The 22,108-nt window shown below is 59.3% G+C and carries 19 protein-coding genes and 1 tRNA gene; 16 read left to right on the top strand and 4 right to left on the bottom strand.

Features of this window, described 5'->3' with window-relative positions; translation table 11 throughout:
- Nucleotides 1-192 precede the first annotated feature (192 nt).
- From PO778_RS05360 to PO778_RS05345, 4 genes are all read left to right on the top strand, one after another.
- The gene (locus PO778_RS05360; protein ID WP_271438872.1) at nt 193-2,028 is read left to right on the top strand and encodes a hypothetical protein; all 1,836 of its coding nucleotides are present in this window, start codon (nt 193-195) and stop codon (nt 2,026-2,028) included.
- 30 nt (nt 2,029-2,058) lie between these two features.
- Entirely contained in the window at nt 2,059-2,931 is an 873-nt protein-coding gene (locus tag PO778_RS05355; RefSeq protein ID WP_271438871.1) for a tyrosine recombinase, read from the top strand.
- Nucleotides 2,932-2,982: 51 nt separating this feature from the next.
- Nucleotides 2,983-3,930 (top strand): acetyl-CoA carboxylase carboxyltransferase subunit alpha, encoded by a 948-nt coding sequence (locus PO778_RS05350; RefSeq protein ID WP_160730023.1) that lies wholly within the window; start codon nt 2,983-2,985, stop codon nt 3,928-3,930.
- An 87-nt stretch (nt 3,931-4,017) separates the two neighbouring features.
- On the top strand, nt 4,018-5,487 hold the full coding sequence (locus PO778_RS05345) for a M48 family metalloprotease (RefSeq protein WP_271438870.1): 1,470 nt from the start codon (nt 4,018-4,020) through the stop codon (nt 5,485-5,487).
- Between the two features lie 84 nt (nt 5,488-5,571).
- Here PO778_RS05345 and PO778_RS05340 read toward each other — a convergent pair whose 3' ends face one another.
- Both PO778_RS05340 and PO778_RS05335 read right to left on the bottom strand, forming a co-directional pair.
- Entirely contained in the window at nt 5,572-5,748 is a 177-nt protein-coding gene (locus tag PO778_RS05340) for a Flp family type IVb pilin (protein WP_160730021.1), read from the bottom strand.
- 117 nt (nt 5,749-5,865) lie between these two features.
- Nucleotides 5,866-6,051, bottom strand: a complete 186-nt coding sequence (locus tag PO778_RS05335; protein WP_271438869.1) for a Flp family type IVb pilin — start codon at nt 6,049-6,051, stop codon at nt 5,866-5,868.
- Nucleotides 6,052-6,133: 82 nt separating this feature from the next.
- Here PO778_RS05335 and PO778_RS05330 point away from each other — a divergent pair, with 82 nt between their 5' ends.
- Together PO778_RS05330 and PO778_RS05325 are read left to right on the top strand one after the other, a co-directional pair.
- Nucleotides 6,134-6,541, top strand: coding sequence for a (deoxy)nucleoside triphosphate pyrophosphohydrolase (locus PO778_RS05330; protein ID WP_271438868.1), 408 nt, complete (start codon nt 6,134-6,136; stop codon nt 6,539-6,541).
- Nucleotides 6,542-6,602: 61 nt separating this feature from the next.
- Nucleotides 6,603-6,679, top strand: a tRNA-Arg gene (locus PO778_RS05325).
- Nucleotides 6,680-6,768: 89 nt separating this feature from the next.
- Here PO778_RS05325 and PO778_RS05320 read toward each other — a convergent pair.
- Nucleotides 6,769-7,173, bottom strand: a complete 405-nt coding sequence (locus tag PO778_RS05320) for a metallopeptidase family protein (protein WP_271438867.1) — start codon at nt 7,171-7,173, stop codon at nt 6,769-6,771.
- A 101-nt stretch (nt 7,174-7,274) separates the two neighbouring features.
- Between PO778_RS05320 and PO778_RS05315 the strand changes: the two genes are divergently transcribed.
- A complete protein-coding gene (locus tag PO778_RS05315) occupies nt 7,275-7,766 on the top strand; it encodes a hemerythrin domain-containing protein (RefSeq protein ID WP_160730019.1) in 492 nt (163 codons plus the stop codon).
- A gap of 115 nt (nt 7,767-7,881) precedes the next feature.
- The gene (gene folE / locus PO778_RS05310) at nt 7,882-8,493 is read left to right on the top strand and encodes a GTP cyclohydrolase I FolE (RefSeq protein WP_160730018.1); all 612 of its coding nucleotides are present in this window, start codon (nt 7,882-7,884) and stop codon (nt 8,491-8,493) included.
- 63 nt (nt 8,494-8,556) lie between these two features.
- Here the strand turns inward: folE and PO778_RS05305 are convergent, their stop codons facing one another.
- Nucleotides 8,557-9,036, bottom strand: coding sequence for a peroxiredoxin (locus PO778_RS05305; protein WP_271438866.1), 480 nt, complete (start codon nt 9,034-9,036; stop codon nt 8,557-8,559).
- 195 nt (nt 9,037-9,231) lie between these two features.
- Between PO778_RS05305 and ahcY the strand changes: the two genes are divergently transcribed.
- From ahcY to trxA, 8 genes are all read left to right on the top strand, one after another.
- Entirely contained in the window at nt 9,232-10,641 is a 1,410-nt protein-coding gene (gene ahcY / locus PO778_RS05300) for an adenosylhomocysteinase (RefSeq protein WP_271438865.1), read from the top strand.
- Between the two features lie 138 nt (nt 10,642-10,779).
- On the top strand, nt 10,780-13,104 hold the full coding sequence (locus PO778_RS05295) for a PAS domain-containing sensor histidine kinase (protein ID WP_271438864.1): 2,325 nt from the start codon (nt 10,780-10,782) through the stop codon (nt 13,102-13,104).
- Nucleotides 13,101-13,544, top strand: coding sequence for a tRNA (adenosine(37)-N6)-threonylcarbamoyltransferase complex ATPase subunit type 1 TsaE (tsaE, locus tag PO778_RS05290; RefSeq protein ID WP_271438863.1), 444 nt, complete (start codon nt 13,101-13,103; stop codon nt 13,542-13,544). The genes PO778_RS05295 and tsaE overlap by 4 nt, the downstream gene beginning before the upstream one ends.
- Nucleotides 13,541-14,530 (top strand): aminoglycoside phosphotransferase family protein, encoded by a 990-nt coding sequence (locus tag PO778_RS05285; protein WP_160730013.1) that lies wholly within the window; start codon nt 13,541-13,543, stop codon nt 14,528-14,530. The genes tsaE and PO778_RS05285 overlap by 4 nt, the downstream gene beginning before the upstream one ends.
- Entirely contained in the window at nt 14,527-15,246 is a 720-nt protein-coding gene (locus PO778_RS05280; protein ID WP_271438862.1) for a nucleotidyltransferase family protein, read from the top strand. Before PO778_RS05285 ends, PO778_RS05280 begins: the two co-directional genes overlap by 4 nt.
- 9 nt (nt 15,247-15,255) lie before the next feature.
- Complete coding sequence (addB, locus tag PO778_RS05275; protein ID WP_271438861.1) at nt 15,256-18,222, top strand: double-strand break repair protein AddB; 2,967 nt, start codon at nt 15,256-15,258, stop codon at nt 18,220-18,222.
- The gene (gene addA, locus PO778_RS05270; protein WP_271438860.1) at nt 18,219-21,734 is read left to right on the top strand and encodes a double-strand break repair helicase AddA; all 3,516 of its coding nucleotides are present in this window, start codon (nt 18,219-18,221) and stop codon (nt 21,732-21,734) included. The genes addB and addA overlap by 4 nt, the downstream gene beginning before the upstream one ends.
- Before the next feature lie 46 nt (nt 21,735-21,780).
- Complete coding sequence (trxA, locus tag PO778_RS05265; protein WP_160730009.1) at nt 21,781-22,101, top strand: thioredoxin; 321 nt, start codon at nt 21,781-21,783, stop codon at nt 22,099-22,101.
- The last annotated feature ends 7 nt before the right edge of the window (nt 22,102-22,108 follow it).

The following is a 22,108-nucleotide window of genomic DNA, read 5'->3' as shown; positions in this document are numbered from 1 at the left end:
GTGACAGGCAGCCTATAGAGATGCTTTGTCAGGCATGAGGACAGGATCCGTAAACAGAATGGGGTCGGGTAAGCGAATGGTGATTGCAGGGTGCATTTTGGTTGTCCTGATTCTGGCGGCCGCCTGGTTCCATGGCGGAGAACAGCCGCTTCGGCCGATTTCGGAGCGGATTGAAATGCCGGAGGCTGTGCAATGAAGCGTCTGCTGCTGGCTGGCAGTGCAGCTCTCGCGCTGTGTTCGACCCTCGTCATGGCAGAAGAGGGGCCGACTTCGCTGCTTCCGCCAGGTTTTGACGATCCGGCACCTGCGCCAAGTCCGACGCCGACACCGACGGCCACCCGCGCTCCATCGGCACCAACCGCGCCGAGTGGTGGCAGCTCGCCCGTGGTCCAGCCAATACCCAGCGCGCCATCCGCGCCGGTAGCTGCGGGTCCGCTGCCCTCGAACCTTCCCTCGCTGGAGGAGCTGGAAAATCTCGATGGAGATGAGTTGGACGAACTGCTCGGCCTGAAGCCGAAGTTCGATATTCCGCCCGCTGCGCGCCGATCCACAGAACGAGTCGGCATTCTGGACATGGACGAGGGCGGTCTGCCTGAAAAATCGCTCGCCCGGCAGCCCGCATCACTCGTCCGCGCCTCGCTGGCGGGCATTCGCGGACCGTTGGTTTCGCGGTGGGGCCATATCCTTATGCGAAGGGCGCTTGCCAGCCGTCTGGCGGCACCTGACGGCATGGACCCGGTCGAATTTGCCGCACTGCGCGCCGAAACGCTCAACCGCATGGGTGAATTCGGCGTTTCGCGGCGGCTCGCGCAGGATGTCGATACCGGGAATTGGGACAACGATCTAACCGACGCGGCACTGCGCGCATATGTCGCCACCACAGACATAGTCGGGGCCTGCCCGATCGTGCAGATCAAGGGCGGCGAAAGAGAAGACCCGCAGTGGCAAATGTTGCAGTCGATCTGTTACGCTTTCGCCGGACAGGAAGCGCGATCACAGGCCAATCTGAACAGGGCGTTCCGTACTGAAATCGCCCCGCAAATCGACGTCTTGCTGGCTCAGCGATATGCGGGAGCGGCCGGGCGCGGGCGGCGTGCTGTGAATCTGGAATGGGACGGGGTGTCGGAACTGACCCCCTGGAGATACGCGCTGGCAACTGCCGTTGGTGCCGAAATTCCCGATAATCTGCGCGACAATCCAGACCCGTATTACAGAATCGTTTCAGCGATCAACCCCGCCTTGCCGCTGGCGCAGCGGGTTGACGGGGCTGGCCTTGCCGCACAGCGCGGCATCCTCTCATCCGCAGCATTGGTCGATCTGTACAGCGAAGCGTTCGCGGATACCGCCGGATCTGGCGAAGCAATTTCTGCCACTGCATCGCAATTGCGCGAAGCCTATGTTGCAGGCGATGGTACGCAGCGGGTCGCAGCGATCCGCTCGATATGGGAAACCGGACCATCCGATTACGCCGGACGGGTGCTGACGGCTTATGCCGCAGCCCGCATTACCCCTGATCAAGCATACTCTGATGACGCAGCCGGTCTGATCGCCTCCATGCTGACCGCTGGTCTTGATGCAGATGCACTCGCTTGGGCAGAAATCGCAACCGAAGGCAGCGAGGCGTGGGCGCTGCTCGCACTTGCCCAGCCGGTTGGCGCCGCTTCCTTCAGCGAAGGGGAGGTCGACGGTTTCGTCGACGACGATGAAAGCGCTGGTCAGCGAAAATCGGCTTTCCTGGTCGCTGGCCTGGCAGGGCTTGGCCGGATCGACGGCCAGACCCGCGCCGGGTTTGAGGAACGACTGGAAATCGACCTGAGCAGGGCGACCAAATGGAGCACCCTCATTCAGCGAGCAGCACAGGTTAAGAACCAGACGCTTGTCACATATCTCGCAGCTGTCGGGATGCAGGGGCAGGGGTGGGACAAGATGACTGCCCGCCACTTGTACCACATCGTCTCCGCGCTGAATCAGGTCGGCCTGACGGCCGAAGCCCGGATGATCGCTGCGGAAGCTGTTGCACGCGGGTGATGGTTACGTCGCAGCGGGGCGAGAGTTCTTGTGTCGGCTGACATAGAAAGCTTTCTCGCAATGCTCGCAGCAGAACGCGGCGCGGCGGCAAATACAATTGCCGCCTACCGGCGTGATCTGGAAGGCGTAGAGGAGGTCGCCGGTTCGCTCGCCGCGGCGGACAAGCGGAAACTCGCGTCTCTGGCAAACGCGTGGGCTGAATTTTCCCCATCGACGATTGCGCGTAAATCATCGGCGCTGCGGCAGTTTTTTGGCTTTCTGGTGGACGAAGGGCTGCGCAGCGATGACCCGTCATCGGCGCTACCCCGTCCAGTTGCTCGAAGGCCGCTCCCCAAGATACTTTCGCACGACCAGGTTACAGAACTGTTCGATCGAGCCGAGATGGAGGCTGAAACTGGAAAGCCAGCCTGCGTGCGCCTCCTTGCATTGCTTGAGCTGCTGTACGGCTCCGGGCTGAGAGCAACCGAGCTTGTTTCGCTGCCTCTTTCCGCGGTTCCGCGCGATGCGCCCTTCCTGACGGTCACGGGTAAGGGCGGAGCCAGCCGCATGGTCCCGGTTAGCAGACGCGCAAAAGAAGCTTTGTCGCGCTGGCTCGATGTGCGGCCCGATGCGCTTGCATTCCTGTTCCCATCACGGGGCAAGCACATTACCCGAATCCGGCTGTATCAAATGCTAAAGGAGCTGGCGGTTAGGGCTGGGCTCGCGCCAGAAAAGATTAGCCCGCACGTGTTGCGGCATGCCTTCGCCACCCACTTGCTTGAAGGCGGTGCCGATCTCCGTGTGCTGCAAACCTTGCTGGGCCATGCCGATATCGCCACGACGCAGATATACACGCATGTCGACAGCGCGCGGCTCGTCGCACTTGTGAATGAACGCCATCCCCTTGCGCAAAACCGTGGCTGAGGTGATCGCTCTGCTCTTGCCGATTGAGACAGTTGGGACTAGCGCAGCGCAATGATTTCTTACCTCGAATTTGAAAAGCCGGTCGCACAGCTGGAAGCTCGCATTTCGGAGCTTCGCTCTGCAGCCGAGGGCGACGACGTCGATATCTCGAACGAATTGCAGCGTCTGGAACTCAAGAGCGCCGACTTGCTGGCAAGCACCTATGGCTCGCTGACGCCGTGGCAGAAAACGCAAGTGGCGCGGCATCCTTCGCGGCCTCATTTCCGGGATTTCGTGGAGCTCGCGTTCGATGAATTTATCCCGCTCGGCGGTGATCGTAATTATGGCGATGATGAGGCCATAATGGGCGGCTTTGCCAAGCTGGACGGACGCCGCATCGTTCTGATCGGCCATGAAAAAGGCAACGATACCGAAAGCCGCCTACGCCACAATTTCGGCATGGGTAAGCCAGAGGGTTACCGCAAGGCGATCCGCCTGATGGAACTCGCCGGCCGGTTCGGCTTGCCGGTGGTGACGCTGGTTGACACGTCCGGGGCATTCCCCGGTGTCGAAGCTGAAGAGCGCGGCCAGGCCGAGGCGATTGCCCGTTCGACAGAGGCATGCCTTTCATTGCCGGTCCCGATGGTCGCGACGATCGTTGGCGAAGGCGGTTCAGGCGGTGCAGTCGCGCTGGCAAGTGCGGAGCGTGTACTAATGCTGGAGCATGCGGTTTATTCGGTGATTTCGCCTGAAGGTTGCGCGTCGATCCTGTGGCGCACGGCTGAAAAAGCGCCCGACGCTGCAGAAGCGATGCGAATTACTGCCCAGCAACTCAAAAAGCTTGGTGTCATTGACCGGATTGTGGCTGAACCGGTTGGCGGTGCTCACCGCGATCCGCAAGCCGTTGCTGCCAACCTCGCAGTTGCCATCGGGGAAGAACTGGACGCGCTCGACAAGCTTTCGCCAGAGGAAATCATCCGCCAGCGTGAAGAGCGGTATTTGCAGATTGGATCACTTTAAAAAGGGAACCAGCTCGCCTCCAATCGGTTGTTTCCTATAATCGATTTAGAACGCCGAAGAGCGCGTTGAATTTTGGAGGAGCCCCCTATGACCCGTTTGAAAACACTTGCCATGACCTCGGTTGCATCGGCCAGCCTAGCGCTTGGCGGCTGTATGGGGGGCGAAATTCCTGATGCCTCTGCGCCGATCACGCAACAAGAAGCCTCGCAGGGCGCTGAATTTCATCCGCAATTGCTTGCCGAATTTGGCGGTACATATAACGGCCCTCAGGCCGCTTACATCGAATCTGTTGGCAAAAATATTGCCGTCCAGTCGGGCCTAGGCGATGCACGCAGCTCGTTCACTGTGTCGACCCTTAACAGCCCGGTGAACAACGCTTTCGCGGTGCCGGGCGGCTATATCTATACCACGCGCCAGCTGGTTGCCCTGATGAATAACGAGGCTGAACTGGCCGGTGTTCTCGGGCATGAAGTTGGTCACGTCGCCGCGCGGCACTCGCAGCGCCGCCAGGCCAAGGCGCAGCAGAACACCCTGCTCGGTGCAGCAGGCGCGATCCTTTCGGGAATTTTGCTCGGTGACAGCCAGATCGGCAACACACTTTCCAAGGGATTCCTGCAGGGTTCGCAATTGCTGACTCTGAAATTCTCGCGCAGTCAGGAATTGCAGGCTGACGAACTGGGCATCGAATACCTGAACAAGGCCGGATATGATCCGAAAGCGATGGGTACGGTTCTGCAGAGCCTGGCCGCTCAAAACGCGCTCGACGCGCAGTTGCAGGGCCGTAATAATGCCTCGGTTCCCGAATGGGCATCGACCCACCCGGACCCGGCCAGCCGGGTACAGACCGCTTTGACAAAGGCTGGCGGAATGACCGGCACGGTCAACCGCGATACCTTCCTGACGCGGATCGACGGCTTGTTGTACGGTGATGATCCCAAGCAGGGTGTGATTGAAGGACGCCAGTTCCTCCACCCGGAACTGCGTCTGTCTTTCACTGCGCCCCAGGGTTTCTACATGGTCAACGGCACCCGCGCGGTTTCGATCAACGGCCAGAGCGGTCAGGCCCAGATGAGCACGGCTGCATATGACGGCAATCTGGAACGTTATGTCCGCAGCGTATTCACGGCGATTGGCGGCGAGCAACAACAGCTGGTTCCTGCAAGCGTGGAGCGTACGACTGTAAACGGCTTGCCGGCTTCTTTTGGCACAGCACGTGTAAACGGCAGTAGCGGCCAGGTTGACGTGGTGGTGTTCGCTTATGAATTTTCGAATGATCAGGCGTTTCACTTCGCCGCGATCAGCCCAGCGGGCCGCGCCAGCACCTTTACGCCGATGTTCAATTCGATGCGGCGTATCAGCCAGAGCGAAGCGAACGCGGTTGTTCCCCGCAAGCTTGACGTTGTTACGGTGGGTCGCGGCGATACAATCCAGTCACTGGCAAACCGGATGGCATACGATAGCGGCAAGGTAGAACGTTTCCGCGTTCTCAACGGTCTGGGCAGCGGCGGCACTTTGCAGGCCGGCCAGAAGGTGAAGCTGGTAGTAAGAGGGCGCTGATCACAAGCGCCTGATTATTGCAGGCAAAAGAAAAGGCGGCGGGTTCAACCCGCCGCCTTTCTTTTTGGTTATGCAAACCGTCTATTAGACAGTGTTGCCTTCACCCATCTTGTCCGAAACGGTCGTGAACGTGGTGTTCAGCTCGTTACCCAGACCCTGCATTGCAGTGATAGCAGCAACTGCGATCAGAGCAGCGATCAGGCCGTATTCGATGGCGGTGGCGCCTTCTTCGTTGCGAAGAAGCTTGTTGATGAACTTCATGTGTAGTCTCCTGGTTCAGTCTTCGGTACCCGACCCATTCTGGTTGACCCAGATCGAGTAATGGGTGTGTTAGGAGCAACTGATTGACAAATTCCTAAGCGCCCAAGCTTAGTTGCCTCAGTTGCCCATATTGTCGCCCACCTTGCTTGAGATCGTCGCCCACAATCCGGTGTTTTCGTTTGCAACAGCATCGAAAGCACCGATAGAGGCGATGACAACCAAGGAAGCGATCAACCCGTATTCGATCGCGGTGCCACCGGTTTTGTCTTTTGCTACCCTGTCTAGGAGTTGCATCAGTCCCATTGTCACACCTGTTCTCGTCGCGAAGTTGATGAGTGCTTTCTGGTTCAAAGTTCTTAAGAAAAGGTTGAAGAGGGGCTTCTGAGTGGAAAATATCCCGACATGGACTCTCGTGGTCGCCGGTGCGCTGCATGACAGGGAAGGCCGCTTCCTCATGCATAAAAGGCCCGAGAAGAAGCACCACGGCGGGTTGTGGGAATTCCCTGGCGGAAAGGTCGAAACAGGCGAATCCCCTGCGGATGCGCTGGTAAGAGAGCTGGCTGAGGAACTGGGAGTGACGATCAAGCCTGAAGACTGTGTTGCGAACTGTTTCGCGGATTCTACGCAGACAGACGCCGATTTTCCGATTGTAATCCTTCTTTACACTATCGCCGAATGGGGCGGGGTGCCCGCCGCGCTGGAAGGCGGCGCGATCGACTGGTTCATGCCAGACGAGATCGCGAAATTGCAGAAACCACCGCTCGATATCGAGCTTGCTGGCCAACTCTTTTGAAAAAGCGTGTGATAAGGGATTGCCAAGCTGCACAGGCCCCCTTATGTGCCGCCCTCCAAGCGCGCCCGTAGCTCAGCTGGATAGAGTACCTGACTACGAATCAGGGGGTCGGAGGTTCGAATCCTTCCGGGCGCGCCAATAAAAAGCCATCCTTCACGGGATGGCTTTTTTGTTTGAGCCAGATGGCGATGGATGATGGCGATTCCGCCTCCCGCCCACGGCGCGGATCAGTCGCTGACCGAATCCTCCAAGGCGTGCATATCGTCATCCGAAAACCCGAAATGATGTCCGGCCTCGTGAATCACCACGTGCCGAACCAGATCACGCAGACCGACACCGGTTTCTTCCCATTCACGCAGGAGTGGCTGGCGAAACAGCGATATGAGCGCAGGAAGCGTACCGCTTTCCCAGATTGAAACCTCGCTGATCGGACGGCCTTCATATAGGCCAGTCAGGTTCCACCGGCTCTCTATCCCGACTGCTGCCAGCTGATCGGCCGATGCGAATTCGTCTATTCGCAAGGCAATGCCTTCCAATTGCTCCCCTAGCGGTGCGGGGATGGAGGCAAGCGCCCCGCGTGCCTCAAGCTCGAAAACTTCGGCGGTGGGATAGCGGGCGTCTTCATACTTCATGGGAGGAATATGGTGCTTTTGTGTGCGGCTTCCAAGGCGGAGCGGAACCACGTGCATTCCGGCTCGTTTGGATGGCGTAGCCCATTCAAAAGGAAGTTAAAATGTCCCAAGCCGAAGCCATCTTCGAACGTCTCAAAGCCGACCATGACGATCACCGCAAACTACTCGACAAAATCGAGGATACGTCAGGTGACAGCGAAACGCGCCGCGACCTGTTCGAAAAATTCACCAAGGAAGTGAAAAGCCATGCGGCGGCAGAGGAGCAGGCGGTCTATTCCACCATGTTGCGCAAGCCCGAAACCACGGATGAAACACGCCACTCGGTCGCTGAACACCACGAGCTGAACGAAGCGCTGAACGATCTTGCTGCCACCGACATGTCGTCTGCGGCCTGGTTGCAGAAGTTCAAGCAGTTGAAGCATGATTATCTGCATCACATCGATGAAGAGGAAGAGGACCACTTCCCTGATTTCGCGGAAAAGCTAAGCGATAGCGACGAGCAGGAAATGGCCAAGATTTTCGAACGCCGCAAAAAGGCCGAGAAGGCACAGGCCGAAGTCACGCCCGAAAAGAAATCCGAAGCAAAGGAATAAGGGGCAGGGCGGAACGAATCCGCCGTTGCACCATTTGCAATGTCAGCGCGCTTGGGTGAAAGACGCCCAAGCGCGTTTTCATTTGCGCGCAAGTCATGATCAAGGTGGTGGATAGATGAGCAGCCTCGTAGGGCCCGATGAAGACACAGGACGCGGGAAGCCTCCCGTTCCGGAAAATGTCCAGGACGCGATCCGCACTCTGATCGAATGGGCCGGAGACGATCCAAGCCGCGAAGGGCTGATCGATACCCCAAAGCGCGTCGCCCGCGCGTGGAAAGAATACTGTCAGGGATATGGCGAGGATCCTGCGGTCCATCTAAGCCGGGTGTTCGAGGAAGTCGGCGGCTATGACGAAATAGTCCTGCTGAAAGATATTCCGTTTCAGTCGCATTGCGAACACCACATGGCCCCGATCATCGGCAAGGCCGCGATTGCATATCTGCCGCGCGATCATGTCGTCGGGATTTCGAAGCTCGCCCGCGTTCTGCATGGGTATGCCCGGCGTCTGCAAATTCAGGAACGTCTGACGGCCGAAGTCGCGGAATGTATCTGGAACCACCTCCAACCCCACGGGGTCGCGGTGGTTATTGAGGCCAGCCATGCCTGCATGACCGCACGCGGTGTAAGGACACCGGGCGTGGGAATGGTCACGAGCCGGCTGATGGGTACGTTCCTGAACGACCAGAGCAGCCGCAAGGAAGTACTGAGCCTGATGGGTTATGGCTGAGCCATGAAAAAGGGGGCGGACCAAATAGCGGTTCGCCCCCTTTTTAGCTGATTGGATATCCGGTCAGATGTGATCGAGCAGGTATTCCGCGCTCGAAACTGAAAAATCACCGGGCGCTTCGATATTCAGCTGCTCGACAACACCGTCATTGACGATCATCGAGTAACGCTGACTGCGCTGCCCCATTCCAAAGCCCTGGAAATCCGCGTCGAGGCCAATCGCCTTGGCGAAGTCGGCGTTTCCGTCTGCCAGCATCGCAATGTCACTAGCGTCGTTGTCTTTGCTCCAGGCATTCAGGACGAATGCATCATTCACCGAAGTGCAGGCAATCTCATCAATGCCTTTCGATTGAAGGTCCGATTTCTTTTCTACGAAACCGGGCAGATGCTTGGCAGAACAGGTCGGGGTGTAGGCGCCGGGGACTGCAAACAGGGCAACTCGCTTGCCAGCGAAATAGTCGCTCGACTGAACAGCCTCGGGCCCCGCATCGGTCGCCTTGACCAGCTTTACGTCAGGCAGTTTATCGCCAACAGAAATTGTCATCGTGTAATTTCCTTTCATAGAAAGTTGCCGTGGCGCTCGATATAGGGCGTCGGTGCCGGTGGGCAATGACAACATGATATAAAGATATCTTTATATTTGCATCGTGGCACCTCGACCGCTACACGAACTGCAACATTCAAGCGCCCGGATAGCCATGGCTGCGGGCGCAATTTTTTGACACTCAGGAGACGCCGCGTGGCCGCTGACAAAGACTATATCATCAAGGACATTTCGCTGGCTGGATACGGCCGTGCCGAGATCAAGATTGCTGAAACCGAAATGCCGGGCCTGATGGCTCTGCGCGAAGAATACGGCACCAGCAAGCCGCTGAAGGGCGCACGCATCACCGGCTCGCTGCATATGACGATCCAGACAGCTGTCCTAATCGAAACCCTGGTTGAGCTCGGTGCGGAAGTGCGCTGGGCAACCTGCAACATCTATTCGACGCAGGATCATGCGGCAGCGGCCATCGCCGATCAGGATATCCCTGTCTTCGCCATCAAGGGTGAAACGCTGGCTGAATACTGGGATTATGTCGGCAAGATCTTCGACTGGTGGACCCACGCAGACGGCGACCGGACGGCAAATATCATCCTCGACGATGGCGGTGATGCGACCGCATTCGCGCTCTGGGGTGCACGCCTCGAAGCGGGCGAGGAAATGCCTGAGCCGCAGAACGCTGAAGAAATCGAAATGCAGCGTGCGCTGAAAGACTACATCAAGCGCAATCCCGGCTATCTCACCAAGACGGTCGCCAACCTGCACGGTGTTTCCGAAGAAACCACCACCGGCGTTCACCGCCTTTACCACCTTGCCAAGCAGGGCAAGCTGCCGTTCCCGGCTATCAACGTGAACGATTCCGTCACCAAGTCGAAATTCGACAATCTGTATGGCTGCCGCGAAAGCCTGGTCGACGCGATCCGCCGTGCGACCGACGTGATGCTGTCGGGCAAGGTTGCCTGCGTTGCCGGTTACGGCGATGTCGGCAAGGGTTCGGCGCAGTCACTGCGCGACGGCGGCGCCCGTGTAATGGTCACCGAAATCGATCCGATCTGCGCGCTTCAGGCGGCGATGGAAGGTTACGAGGTCGTGACCATGGAAGAGGCAACGAAGCGCTGCGATATCTTCGTGACCACGACCGGTAACGAAGATGTCATCACCGCCGATCACATGAAGGCGATGAAACCGATGAGCATCGTCTGCAACATCGGTCACTTCGACAGTGAAATCCAGATTTCCGCGCTCGACAATTATGATTGGACCGAACTGAAGCCGGGCACCGATCTGGTGAAATTCCCCGATGGCAAGGAACTGATCATTCTTGCCAAGGGGCGTCTGGTGAACCTTGCCTGCGCAACCGGCCACCCAAGCTTCGTGATGAGCTGTTCCTTCACCAATCAGGTTCTGGCGCAAATCGAACTCTACACCAAGGGTGATGATTACGAGAACGACGTTTACGTCTTGCCCAAGCATCTGGATGAGAAGGTCGCGGCGCTCCACCTCGACAAGCTGGGCGTCCAGCTTACGAAGCTGAGCCAACAGCAGGCCGATTATATCGGCGTGCCGGTCGATGGCCCGTTCAAGCCGGAGCACTATCGCTACTAGGCTTTGACCAACATTCTGGCGTCATACGCCGCAGACAAGCGCCATTTCCGTTTTGCGGAGGTGGCGTTTGTCGTATTTGTGCCCAACAATCGGAAACCGGCATTGCATCAAGCCTCTGCCGCGCATAGCTGACCAGTCATGGAATTTTCGCCCACAGCAATGATTGGAATCGGGCTTTTGCTCGCGGTTTGGACCGCGGCAGCGGCCTGGATGATGATCGCTGCCAGTACCAAGGCCCGCAAGGCAGAAGGCAGCAAAAAGGCCGCCCGCCGGATGGCGCGCATGATTGACGAAGCACCGGCCATTCCGCTGATGATCCGGACCGATGGGCGGATCGAAGGTTCCGACCGCCTCGCCGGCTGGCTCGGTCTGGATAAACTGCCTGAATATCTCAGCGAGTTGGACGGCGGTGCCGGCAAGGGCCTGTCAAAAGGCCAGCTTACCGAATTGACCGAACTGGTGCGCAAAGCGCAGAAAACTGCTGCGCCGTTTCGTATGGCACTGACCCCGCCGGGATCGCAGCGCAGTCTGGCCCTGCGCGGTGTCCTGGCGGATCCACAAGTGTCCCCCGGCGGTGCCGCGCTGGTGTGGGTGTTCGATTTCAGCGAGAGCGAGAGCGAGCTGTCACGTCTGCGCGAAGAAGCCGCCCGCGCACGCGGGGATTTCGGTGCGCTGGTCGGACTGATCGAAGCGGCCCCGATGCCGATGTGGTTTCGCGGGCGCGACACACAGCTTAAACTGGTCAACAAGGCCTATGTCGATGCTGTCGGTGCAGCGAATGCGGATGCAGCGGTTGAGAAACAGGCTGAACTCATTGAGGCAGTAGATGGCCTGACAGCGGCTCAGATTGCCGGGCAGGCGGCAGAAAAGAACCTGCCGATTGAGCGCGTTGTTTCGACTACCATCGATGGCCAGCGGCGCGCGATGCGGGTCAGCGACCTACCGCTCGGCAGTGAGGGTGTCGCCGGGTACGCTGTCGATATCGAGGAGATGGAAGAACTGGGCCGTCAGTTCCGCGCGTTTCGCGATGCACAGCGGTCGATCCTTGATCAATTGTCGATCGGGGTCGGACAGTTCGATGGAGAGCGGAAGCTGGTATTTGCGAACCAGCCTTTCCGGCGCATCTTCGGTCTGAATTCCGGCGCGGTGGCGCAAAACCTTGAGTTTGAACGCCTGCTGTCGAACGCGCGTGAAAATGGGAAGACACCCGAAGTCCGGGATTTCCCCGAATGGCGCGCCGAACATACAGCCTGGTTTGCATCCGACGAAACGCAGGAAGAAGCCTGGCCGTTGTCGGACGGAACCCATTTGCGTGTGGTTGCGCAGCCGATGCCCGATGGCGGGCTGGTGATGATCGCGGAAGACCGCACCGAACAGCTGGCCCTGTCCGCAACCCGCGACACGCTGCTGCGAACACGTACAGCCACATTCGACAGTCTGTTCGAAGCGCTGGCGGTGTTTGCGCCCGACGGGCATCTACAGCTGTGGAACCGCAGTTTTGCCGGCACGTGGGGGCTGGACCCCGAATTGCTGGATGCGCATCCGGCGGCGCCCGAATTGCTGGAAGCGATCGCACCGAACCTCGAACAGCCGAAACAGGCAAAGTCGATCGGTGAGGTTATTCGCGCAGCCACGCTTGACCGAAAGGAACAGGCGGGCCGGATATTGCTATATGATGGCCGCACACTAGAATTTGCCGGTATTCCGCTGCCTGATGGTAACGGGCTGCTGACAGTCCTCGACGTGACCGCGAACGAGCAGGCGGAAGCCGCCCTGCGAGAGCGGAACAAGGCGTTGGAAGCAGCGGACGAAGTCAAAACGCGGTTCTTGTCCAACATGTCGTATGAATTCCGCACACCGCTGACCTCGATTGGCGGGTTCGCCGAATTGCTCGAGGCGGGTATCGCGGGCGATCTGTCGGATCAGGGCCGCGAATATGTGCAGGCGATTCTGGAATCGGTTTCGCGTCTCACCGAGCAGGTCGAAAACGTGCTCGATCTGTCACAGAGTGAAGCGGGGCTGTTGCCGCTTGCGAAAGAGCGGATCGATATGATGCCGTTCGTAACCGATGTCGTTCGCGCGCGCGAAACGTCGATCAATGCTGGTGAACTCACCCTCGACCTTCGTGGCAGCAAGGCAAGCGGCAAGATCGAGGCCGATCCGCGGCAACTGGGCCGGGCAATTGGCCAGTTGCTCGACAATGCGATTGCAGCAACGCCCAAAAACGGGAAAATACTGGTCGATGTTTCAAAGCCGAAAGGCGTGGCCCAGATTGTCATCTCCGACAGCGGGGCGGGCATGACCAAGCAGGAACTTGCCCGTGCGCTGGACGGTCAGGGCGATGAAAAGCGTCAGGGGCTGGGCATTCCGCTGTCCCGCCAACTGATCGAGGCGCATGGCGGGACGCTGGAAATCCAGTCACAAAAGAACGCCGGAACATCCGCGATCATTCGGCTCCCATGAAAGTGAACCTGCCCGATCTGGCTGCGATGGAGGCATTGGGCAGCCGAATTGCGGGTGTGCTGGAACCCGGTGACGTGGTCGCGCTGAATGCGGGTCTCGGTGCAGGCAAGACAACACTCGCGCGAGCGATCATCAGGGCGCTTGGCCACGAGGGCGAAGTGCCGTCACCGACCTTTACAATAATCGAGACTTACGATCCCCCTGCGGTTTCGCTGCCCGTGGTGCATGCAGATTTCTACCGCCTCGAAGATCCACGGGAAGCCGAGGAAATCGGTCTTGACGATTACCGCGATGGCACGGCGCTGATCGCGGAGTGGCCCGAAAATGCTGGCGGATTCTCGCATGAGGCAGGCTGCCTCTCCATCACGCTGGAAACTGCGGATGAGGGGCGGATTGCGATTGTCCAACGCGGCCAGAATTGGCTATCCCGATTGTCATGAACGATTTGCCCGACGGACTTGATTCTTTCCTAAAATCATCAGGCTGGGCGGGGGCCGAGGTAAGCCCGATCCCAGGCGATGCGTCTTTCCGGCGCTATTTCAGGATCAGGGACGCGGACCGCCGGGCGATGCTGATGCATGCCCCGCCGCCGGAGGAAGACCCGAAGCCTTTTCTTCACGTCGCCAAATGGCTGGGCCAGCATGGCCAGCGGGCGCCGGAGATTTATGCCGAAGATGCCGGTTCGGGCTGGGTCCTGACCGAAGACTTCGGCAATGACCGGATGCGCGACTGGCTCGATGAAAATCCGCAGGGTGAACAGGCAGCCTATGCCGCCGCGATCGATGCGCTTGCGCGGCTCCATCAGAGCCCGGCCGGGCCGTTCGATCCATACGATATGGCCGTATATCAGCGTGAAACCGATTTGCTGACCGAATGGTTCTGCCCTGCGATGGGGCTGGATGCGGATCACGAAGGTTACCGCGCGGCCTGGAAAGAAGTGCTGGCGCCCGTCGTGGAGAGGCAGGCACCCGGCGTTACTGTACTGCGCGATTATCACGCCGAAAACATCATGTTGCTGAATCCGGCCAAGGACGGGTCGGGCGAGCAGGGGCTGATCGATTTTCAGGACGCTTTGGTGGGCCACCCGGCATACGATCTGGTGTCACTGCTGCAGGATGCGCGGCGCGATGTGTCGCTGGAACTGGAGAGGCAAATGCTCGACCGGTATATCGCCACTGCGGCACCGGGCGCCGATTTTGAGGCCGACTTCGCGCGCCTTGGTGCCCAGCGCAACGCAAAGATCGTGGGCATTTTCACACGGCTCAACAAACGTGATCGCAAACCTCATTATCTGGATTTCATACCGCGTGTCTGGGACGCGCTGGAACGTGACCTGATGCATCCCGCGCTTGCACCGCTGGCGGACTGGTTCGATGCCAATATTCCCGGCCATATACGCGACGCCAAGGGAGGGCGCCCGGAATGACGACGAAGCTCGCATCCGACACCGCCATGGTCATGGCTGCCGGGCTGGGAAAAAGGATGCGGCCGTTGACTGCATCACAGCCAAAGCCGCTGGTTCGCGTCGCCGGAAAACCGCTGATCGATTATGCGTTGGACAGCCTTGCATCTGCTGGTGTCGAGAACGCTGTCGTGAATGTCCATTATCTTGCCGATGCACTGGAGGCACATCTTCAGGACCGCACATCGCCCAAGGTCGCGATCTCTGACGAGCGCGAGCAATTGCTGGAAACCGGCGGCGGGATGATCAAGGCGCAGCCGAAACTGGCTGACCCGTTTTTCTGCCTGAATGCCGACAATATTTGGCTCGACGGGCCACGCGATGCATTTCACGACCTTTCCCGGCGATGGAATCCGGAAATCATGGACGCGCTGTTGCTTCTCGTGCCGCATGCCCGAGCGCTCAATTTCAGCGGCAAGGGTGATTTTCACATGGACGCGGTCGGGAAAGTCAGTCGCCGGCGTTCCGGGCGTATCGCGCCATTCATCTACACCGGCATCCAACTGGTATCGCACCGCCTGTTGAGGGATGCGCCAGAGGGTCATTTTTCGACCAATCTGCTGTGGAACCGGGCGATCGAAGAGGGGCGCCTTTACGGGACGTCCTTTACCGGTAACTGGTTCGAAGTCGGCACGCCGGAGGCAATCAGGCCGACCGAGGAAGCGCTGCAACGTGGATAGGCCAGCCGCATGAGCGGCCAGACGCCGCAGATATATTCCATCGCTGCGCATCGCGGTTTTGCCGATGCACTCGTTGCCGGTCTCGTCCCGCGCTATTCCGAGGAACAATTCGGGCTTGCCAGGCTGACCCTGCTGCTGCCGAGTTCGCGCGCCATGCGCACTGTGAACGAGGCTTTCATCAGGCACTACGGCGCACAAGGCGGGCAGGGAATGCTGATGCCGCGCATGGCGGTGGTCGGCGACCTTGATCTCGACGAAGCGCTGGGCAGCCTGCTTGATCCGCTCGGCGCGCTGGGCATCCCTGCTGCGGTAGAACCAACACGCCGCTGGCTCACGCTGGCGGACATCATCCCTGCAGCGATGGCACGTCTGGGAATGACTGTTCCGAACGCGGCCACGGTCTTGCGTTTGGCTAGGCAACAGGCAGAAACGATGGACAGGCTGCTAGCGGAAGAGATTTCGCCAGAGCAGCTGTGGGAACCGGAAACGCTTACTGCGATGGAGGGTAATGCCCGTCACTGGGAAGACAACACCAAGCTATTTTATGCTGTCCAGAAAGCTTGGCAGGCTGAGCTGGAGAACATGGGCCGGATTGATGCCGCATCCCGGCGCAACCGTTTGTACGATCATGCTGCGGAAACGTGGAAGGATACGCCCCCACAAACCCCGGTGGTGGCGGCCGGTGTAACCAGTGCGGCACCCGCGCTTGCAAGGCTTCTCAAGGTCGTGTCGCAATTGCCGGGCGGTGCGGTGATCCTGCCTGATTTCGATCTCGCCCTGGATGACGAGGTATGGGACGAACTGGGCGCTGCGGGCGGTTCTCCTGACCCAGGCAGACCGGTGTTCGAACGCGGTGATGCGGTGACCCATCCGCAATATCACTTGAAATTGCTCCTCAATCGGATGGGGATAGCGCGCGGTGAAGTGCAGCAGTGGCACCGCAAGGGTTTGGCCGCTGCGCCGCCAGAACGGACCCATGCAATTTCCAGCCTGTTCCTGCCGCCTGAAGCCAGCAAAAGCTGGGTCGATCTGCCGCCCGAAAAACGCCGCCTGTCCGGTGTGCGTATCATGGAAACCGCCAACCCCGAGACCGAAGCACAGGCCGTCGCGCTGCTTGTCAGGCAGGCGCTTGAAGAGCCTGAGAAGCGGGTTTCGGTAATCACCCCAGATCGGGGTCTCGCCCGCCGTATCGTCCAGCATTTGCGCCGCTGGCATATAGAGGCGGACGATTCCGCTGGGCGGCCGCTTTCGCAGACGGCTGCTGGCCGTTTGTATCTGCTGCTTGCAGAAGTGATGGCCGAACGCGCCGCCCCGGTACAATTGCTGGCACTGCTTCAGCATCCATTGGTGAAGTTCGACGATGGGCGCGGGGACTGGCTGAAAGCTGCCCGGCAGTTCGAGCGCGCTTTGCGGGGACCGCGGCCGGCACCGGGTCTGGACCCGCTCAAGCCGATTGCGGAAGAGGTGCATGTCTCTGAATGGTTCACGCAGGTGTGTGACATCTTGCAGCCATTGCTGGACGCGAACGGGCCTCAGCCGCTGGAAGACTTCATCACCCTGCTATCCGAGGCCGGCGAGCTGCTCTGCGGTGATGCGCTATGGAGCCGAGAAGACGGCCGCGCCTTGTCTGCGTTCATTGAAGATCTGCGGCTTCACTGCGCTGATACCAAAACCGGTCTTGAAGCTGACGAGTTATATGTCGCACTCCGTGATGCGATGGAAGCGGTGGCGGTTCGGCCCCCATATGGCGGACATCCCAGGGTTTCAATTTACGGTCTGCTTGAATCGCGGATGAGCCGCGCTGATCTGGTTATCTGCGCGGGCCTCAATGAAGGCAGCTGGCCTGCGACACCGTCAAGCGACCCGTTGCTGGCACCGCCGGTCTTGCGGGCATTGGGAGTGCCTGGCGCAGACTTCCGGATCGGTCTTTCCGCGCATGACCTTGCAGGTGCGCTTGGTGCACCGGAGGTTGTGCTGAGCAGGGCTGAAAGGGACATGGACGGGCCGGCGATACCTTCCCGGTTCCTGCTCAGGGTCAAGGCGCTGCTGGGCGACGATCTTATTGATCGCCATATCGAACAGCAGGTGCCGAAACTGGCCGCTGAAATTGACAATGCCGAGCGGGCGGGGCCGTATGAAGTGCCTCAGCCTTGCCCAACGCCTGAGCAGCGGAAGCAAAGGATCAGTGTAACCGCGCTCGATCGGCTGCGGTCCGATCCGTACCAGTTCTATGCAGGTTCGATTCTGCGCCTCAAGGAACTCGACACGCTTGATGCCAGGCCATCGCCCGCGTGGCAGGGAACAGCGGCGCACGAAATTCTGGAGAACTGGCACAAGACCGGACGGCCTATGGTGGAAGTTGCGGAGGAGGGCCTGCGCCAGATGAATTCGCACCCGCTGATGCGCGCCCTTTGGCAGCCGCGCCTGATGCGAGGGCTTGAGTGGGTCGAGGACACAATTGCGAAATTCGAAGGGCGAAAGCCGAGATTGTTCGAAGAATGGGCCGAGATGATAGAGCGCGGCGTGACTATATTCGGCAAGGTCGACCGGATCGACGAGCTGGAAGACGGCGGGCTGGCAATCGTCGATTACAAAACCGGGAAAGCGCCTAGCAACAAAGAGGTGGCAGCCGGTTATGCGCTGCAGCTCGGCACAATCGGCCTGATGGCGCAGAAGGGCGCATTCCCGGCACTGTCAGGTACGCCAGAGAAATTCGAATATTGGTCGCTGGCGAAAAGTGACAATAGCGAAACAGGCTTCGGTTCTGTTTCGACCCCGGTCAAGAAAGGGCAGAACCGAAGCAACATAATGCCTGAAGACTTCTTGCCGCAGGCGCAGGCATTTCTCGATGATGCGCTGGACACCTGGATATTGGGCGATGCGCCGTTCACGGCGCGCCAGAACCCCGATGCGAAAGTCTATGCCACCTATGACCAATTGATGCGGCTGGAAGAATGGATGGGGCGCGAGGAATGAGCAGCGCACCGAAAACAGGCCGGGTGTTCCCGCTGCAGGAAAATCAGGCGCTGGCGGTTGATCCGCAGGAGAGTGTTTGGCTGTCCGCATCGGCGGGCACAGGCAAGACCCAAGTTCTCTCAGCCCGCGTTTTGCGTTTGCTGCTGCGCCAAAGTGTCGATCCGTCGCAGATTCTGTGTCTGACATTTACCAAGGCTGGCGCAGCCGAAATGGCGACCCGTGTGAACGAAGTGCTTGCCAACTGGGTGCGCATGAAACCAGAAGTTCTGGCGAAGGATTTACGGGCCATCGGTGCCCCGATCGACCAGGCAACGCAAAGCCGCGCTCGCAGCCTTTTTGCCAGCGTGCTCGATTGCCCGGGCGGTGGGCTTCGGATCGATACAATCCACGCGTTCGCGCAGTGGCTACTGGCTGCATTTCCAGAAGAAGCAGGACTGGCTCCGGGCACCAGGGCGATGGAAGATCGCGACCGTGAGCTGCTCGCCCATGATGTGCTGGCCGACATGCTGGTTGAATGGGAAAGTGCAGGCGAAACCGACCTGCTGGATTCTCTCGCCATGCTCAGCATCCAGATGGCCGCGGACAAGACGCAGGCATGGTTGATGCGGTGTGCCAATGCGCGCGAATTGTGGTTCGGACCGGACGCTTGGCCGGATGACCTCATGCCGCGCGTCAAGAGCCTGTTGGGTCTGGGCGTTGATGCAAAGCCAGAAGATTTGGCTGAACTTTGCACGGATGAGAATTTCGATGTCGACGCGCTGAAGCAATGCGCTGCTGCGGCAGTGTCGTGGGGCAGGCCGACCGGTCTCAAGATTGCTGACGCGGTTGCAGACTGGCTGGCAGCGAGCCCGAAAGTTCGGCTCGAGAAAATCGATGAACTGAATGATGGGATTTTCACCAAATCCAAGGCTCCGCGGTGGCTTGCTTCCATCGTGAAACACGAACCTGATTACCAGGCCGTGACAGATCGCGCTCTGGATTCGATTTCGAAGATCACCGAGATGCGGATGCGGTTCGCGTTTGCCGCCCGCCTGGCACCCGCTTTGCGCGTCGGGCGGCGGTTCGCGCTGCGCTGGGATGAGGCGAAAAGCCGGGAAGGCTTCATCGATTTCGATGATCAGATCCGCCGCGCCGCGATGCTCCTTTCGCGGTCGGATATGGCCGACTGGATACGCTACAAGCTGGACCGCCGTTTCGACCACCTCCTGATCGATGAAGCGCAGGATACCAACGAGGCGCAGTGGTCAATTATTCGCGCGCTCACCGGGGATTTCTTCGCCGGAGAAGGGCAGCATGATGACAAGCTGCGAACCATATTTGTTGTCGGCGATTACAAGCAGGCGATCTTCGGATTTCAGGGGACCAGCCCTGAAAACTTCGAGATCGCGCGCGAGCATTTTGATAAGGAAATGTCGGCAGCAGCGGACAATGCAGCTCAAATCCGCGGTGGTAACGATGTCCGCGAATTGCTCAAACTGGGGCTGGGCAGGTCATATCGCACGGCGCAGCCGGTGCTCGATTTCGTCGATGCGGTGATTGAAAAGATCGGGATCAAGGCATTCGGCCTGACCCGAGATCCCGGAAAACACAAAGGTGACGAGCGGCCGGGCGAAGTCGTTTTATGGAAACCGATCAGCGCCGCCCCGGCGGACGACGATGCAGCCACAAGCGACGACAATGATGGCACCGAACTGCGCGTGACCGGGTCTGAACGCCGCATGGCGGACGCGATTGCCAATCAGGTCAGGGACTGGCTCGATCACGGATATCCGCTGGTCAAGGGCGGCACGCCGAGGAATGCCGGACCGGGCGATATCATGGTGCTGGTCCGCAAGCGCAAGGAACTGGCCGGACTGATCGTGGCGCGACTTTATGCCAAAGGCATTCCCGTTGCGGGGGTCGACCGCCTGCGGTTGGGTGAACCACTTGCGGTCAAGGATCTGATGGCAGCCCTGCGGTTTGCTGCACAGCCGCTGGACGATCTAGAATTGGCGAACCTGCTGGTGTCTCCCCTGATCGGGTGGTCGCAGGAAGATTTGCTTCAGCACGCCTGGCGCGATCAGAATGTGCGGCTGTGGGATCATATCAGGAAAAGCGATGCGCCGCTGGCGGCAGAAACCGCAGACCGGCTGCGCGATTTGCTTCGGCTGGCCGATTTCGAGCCGCCACAGGCGCTGCTCCACTGGATGCTTCTGGGACCATGGCAAGGCAGAAAGAAGCTGATCGCGCGTCTTGGGAAAGAGGCGAATGATCCGATCGATGAATTGCTCAATGCGGCTCTGGGATACAGTTCGGTTCACACCGCCAGTTTGCAGGGTTTTATCCAGTGGTTCGATGCCAGTGAAAGCGATCTGAAACGCGAAGCCGGGGCGAGTGAGGGGCTGGTCCGTGTCATGACTGTGCACGGTTCAAAGGGGCTTCAGGCACCGATCGTGATTTTGGCCGATGCGACCGGGAACCCCGACAATTCGGACGTCGGCGGCGTGACCCTGACAGAGAAAAGGGCGGGCGGCGGCGAGATTGAAGTGCCGGTACTTTCGCTCAGAACGGACGAAATGATCGATCCTGTGCGCGAGGCCAAGGAAGCTTCCATGGCGATTGGCCGGGAAGAACACTGGCGTCTGCTTTACGTGGCGATGACCCGTGCGGAAGAAGCGCTGTTTGTCGGCGGCGCGCTGGGCAAGACGGAGAAAATCCCTGCGCCCGACAGCTGGTATGCGCGGCTCGAATCGCTGATGCCAGAGGAAAGCGAGGAGGGTAGTGCGTTCGGCAGTTACCGCATCTGGGGCAAAAGGCCCGAGCCGGTATCCGGTGGTCAGACACCTGACGCTCATTCGGCTCGTCCCGTTTCCTTGCCGGATTGGGTCACCACGCCGATCGGGCCCGAACCGCGCCCGCCTCGGCCATTGGCACCTTCGGCTGCGGGCGAGGAGCAAGCAGCCGACCCGCCGCTTCCCCCAGATGCGGTTCGCGAGGCGGCCCGGCGCGGCGTCTTGATCCACAAATTGCTGGAAAGGCTGCCCGATGTCGCCGTTGAGGAAAGGAACGATCGCGCCGAGAAATGGCTGACCGTACACGCAGCCGACCTTTCCGGACCTGCGCGGGATGAGATCGCTCTCGCCGCGATCCGGGTGATTGGCGACGCGTCGTTCGCAGCGTTGTTTTCCGACCAGGCCTTGGCAGAGGTTCCTCTGGCGGCAACCGTCGATGGGCAGGTAGTCGCAGGGATCGCCGACCGCCTTCTGGTGACCGCCAGCGAGGTCACGGTTGTCGATTTCAAGACTGCGCGCCGTCCGCCCGAAACGCTTTCACAAGTGCCCGAGGCGACAATCCGTCAGATGTCAGCCTACGGCGCAGCATTGCAGGCGATCTATCCGGACAAGGCTGTCAGGGCCGCATTGCTCTATACTCAGACCCCTAAACTCATCGAGATTCCGGCCGAGATGATGGTGGCAGGCAAGTCGCGTTTGTCCACAAGGCAGGAAAGCTTTCCGCCAATGGACGTTGAGTAAATATGCTTCGTGCCTAGATAGGGCACAACAGAACAGGAGATTTACCATGGCGACAATCAACGTCACCGATGAAAGTTTCAAAACCGACGTACTCGAATCCGATAAGCCCGTGCTGGTCGATTTCTGGGCCGAATGGTGCGGACCATGCAAAATGATCGGCCCCTCGCTTGAAGAAATCAGCGAAGAGCTTTCCGACAAGGTCACCATCGCCAAGATGGATATCATGGAAAACACCGGCATTCCGGGTGAAATCGGTGTCCAGTCGATCCCGCTCATGGTCCTTTTCAAGGACGGCAAAGCTGTCGCGCAGAAATTGGGCGCAGCGCCGAAAAGCCAGCTAAAGGGCTGGATTGAAAGCGAGCTCTAAAGTTCTC

Origin of the sequence: Pontixanthobacter luteolus (assembly GCF_947494915.1) — a bacterium.
GTDB classification, from domain to species: domain Bacteria; phylum Pseudomonadota; class Alphaproteobacteria; order Sphingomonadales; family Sphingomonadaceae; genus Pontixanthobacter; species Pontixanthobacter luteolus.
Note: the sequence above shows the minus strand (reverse complement) of the source record. Positions and strands in the feature narration are given on the sequence as shown.

Bases quoted from the DNA above. Each gene is read 5' to 3' on its own strand.
- PO778_RS05360 (WP_271438872.1), top strand. From the start codon at position 193: ATGAAGCGTCTGCTGCTGGCTGGCAGTGCAGCTCTCGCGCTGTGTTCG.
- PO778_RS05350 (WP_160730023.1), top strand. From the start codon at position 2,983: ATGATTTCTTACCTCGAATTTGAAAAGCCGGTCGCACAGCTGGAAGCT.
- PO778_RS05345 (WP_271438870.1), top strand. From the start codon at position 4,018: ATGACCCGTTTGAAAACACTTGCCATGACCTCGGTTGCATCGGCCAGC.
- PO778_RS05340 (WP_160730021.1), bottom strand. From the start codon at position 5,748: ATGAAGTTCATCAACAAGCTTCTTCGCAACGAAGAAGGCGCCACCGCC.
- PO778_RS05335 (WP_271438869.1), bottom strand. From the start codon at position 6,051: ATGGGACTGATGCAACTCCTAGACAGGGTAGCAAAAGACAAAACCGGT.
- PO778_RS05320 (WP_271438867.1), bottom strand. From the start codon at position 7,173: ATGAAGTATGAAGACGCCCGCTATCCCACCGCCGAAGTTTTCGAGCTT.
- PO778_RS05315 (WP_160730019.1), top strand. From the start codon at position 7,275: ATGTCCCAAGCCGAAGCCATCTTCGAACGTCTCAAAGCCGACCATGAC.
- folE (WP_160730018.1), top strand. From the start codon at position 7,882: ATGAGCAGCCTCGTAGGGCCCGATGAAGACACAGGACGCGGGAAGCCT.
- PO778_RS05305 (WP_271438866.1), bottom strand. From the start codon at position 9,036: ATGACAATTTCTGTTGGCGATAAACTGCCTGACGTAAAGCTGGTCAAG.
- PO778_RS05295 (WP_271438864.1), top strand. From the start codon at position 10,780: ATGGAATTTTCGCCCACAGCAATGATTGGAATCGGGCTTTTGCTCGCG.
- tsaE (WP_271438863.1), top strand. From the start codon at position 13,101: ATGAAAGTGAACCTGCCCGATCTGGCTGCGATGGAGGCATTGGGCAGC.
- PO778_RS05285 (WP_160730013.1), top strand. From the start codon at position 13,541: ATGAACGATTTGCCCGACGGACTTGATTCTTTCCTAAAATCATCAGGC.
- PO778_RS05280 (WP_271438862.1), top strand. From the start codon at position 14,527: ATGACGACGAAGCTCGCATCCGACACCGCCATGGTCATGGCTGCCGGG.
- addB (WP_271438861.1), top strand. From the start codon at position 15,256: ATGAGCGGCCAGACGCCGCAGATATATTCCATCGCTGCGCATCGCGGT.
- addA (WP_271438860.1), top strand. From the start codon at position 18,219: ATGAGCAGCGCACCGAAAACAGGCCGGGTGTTCCCGCTGCAGGAAAAT.
- trxA (WP_160730009.1), top strand. From the start codon at position 21,781: ATGGCGACAATCAACGTCACCGATGAAAGTTTCAAAACCGACGTACTC.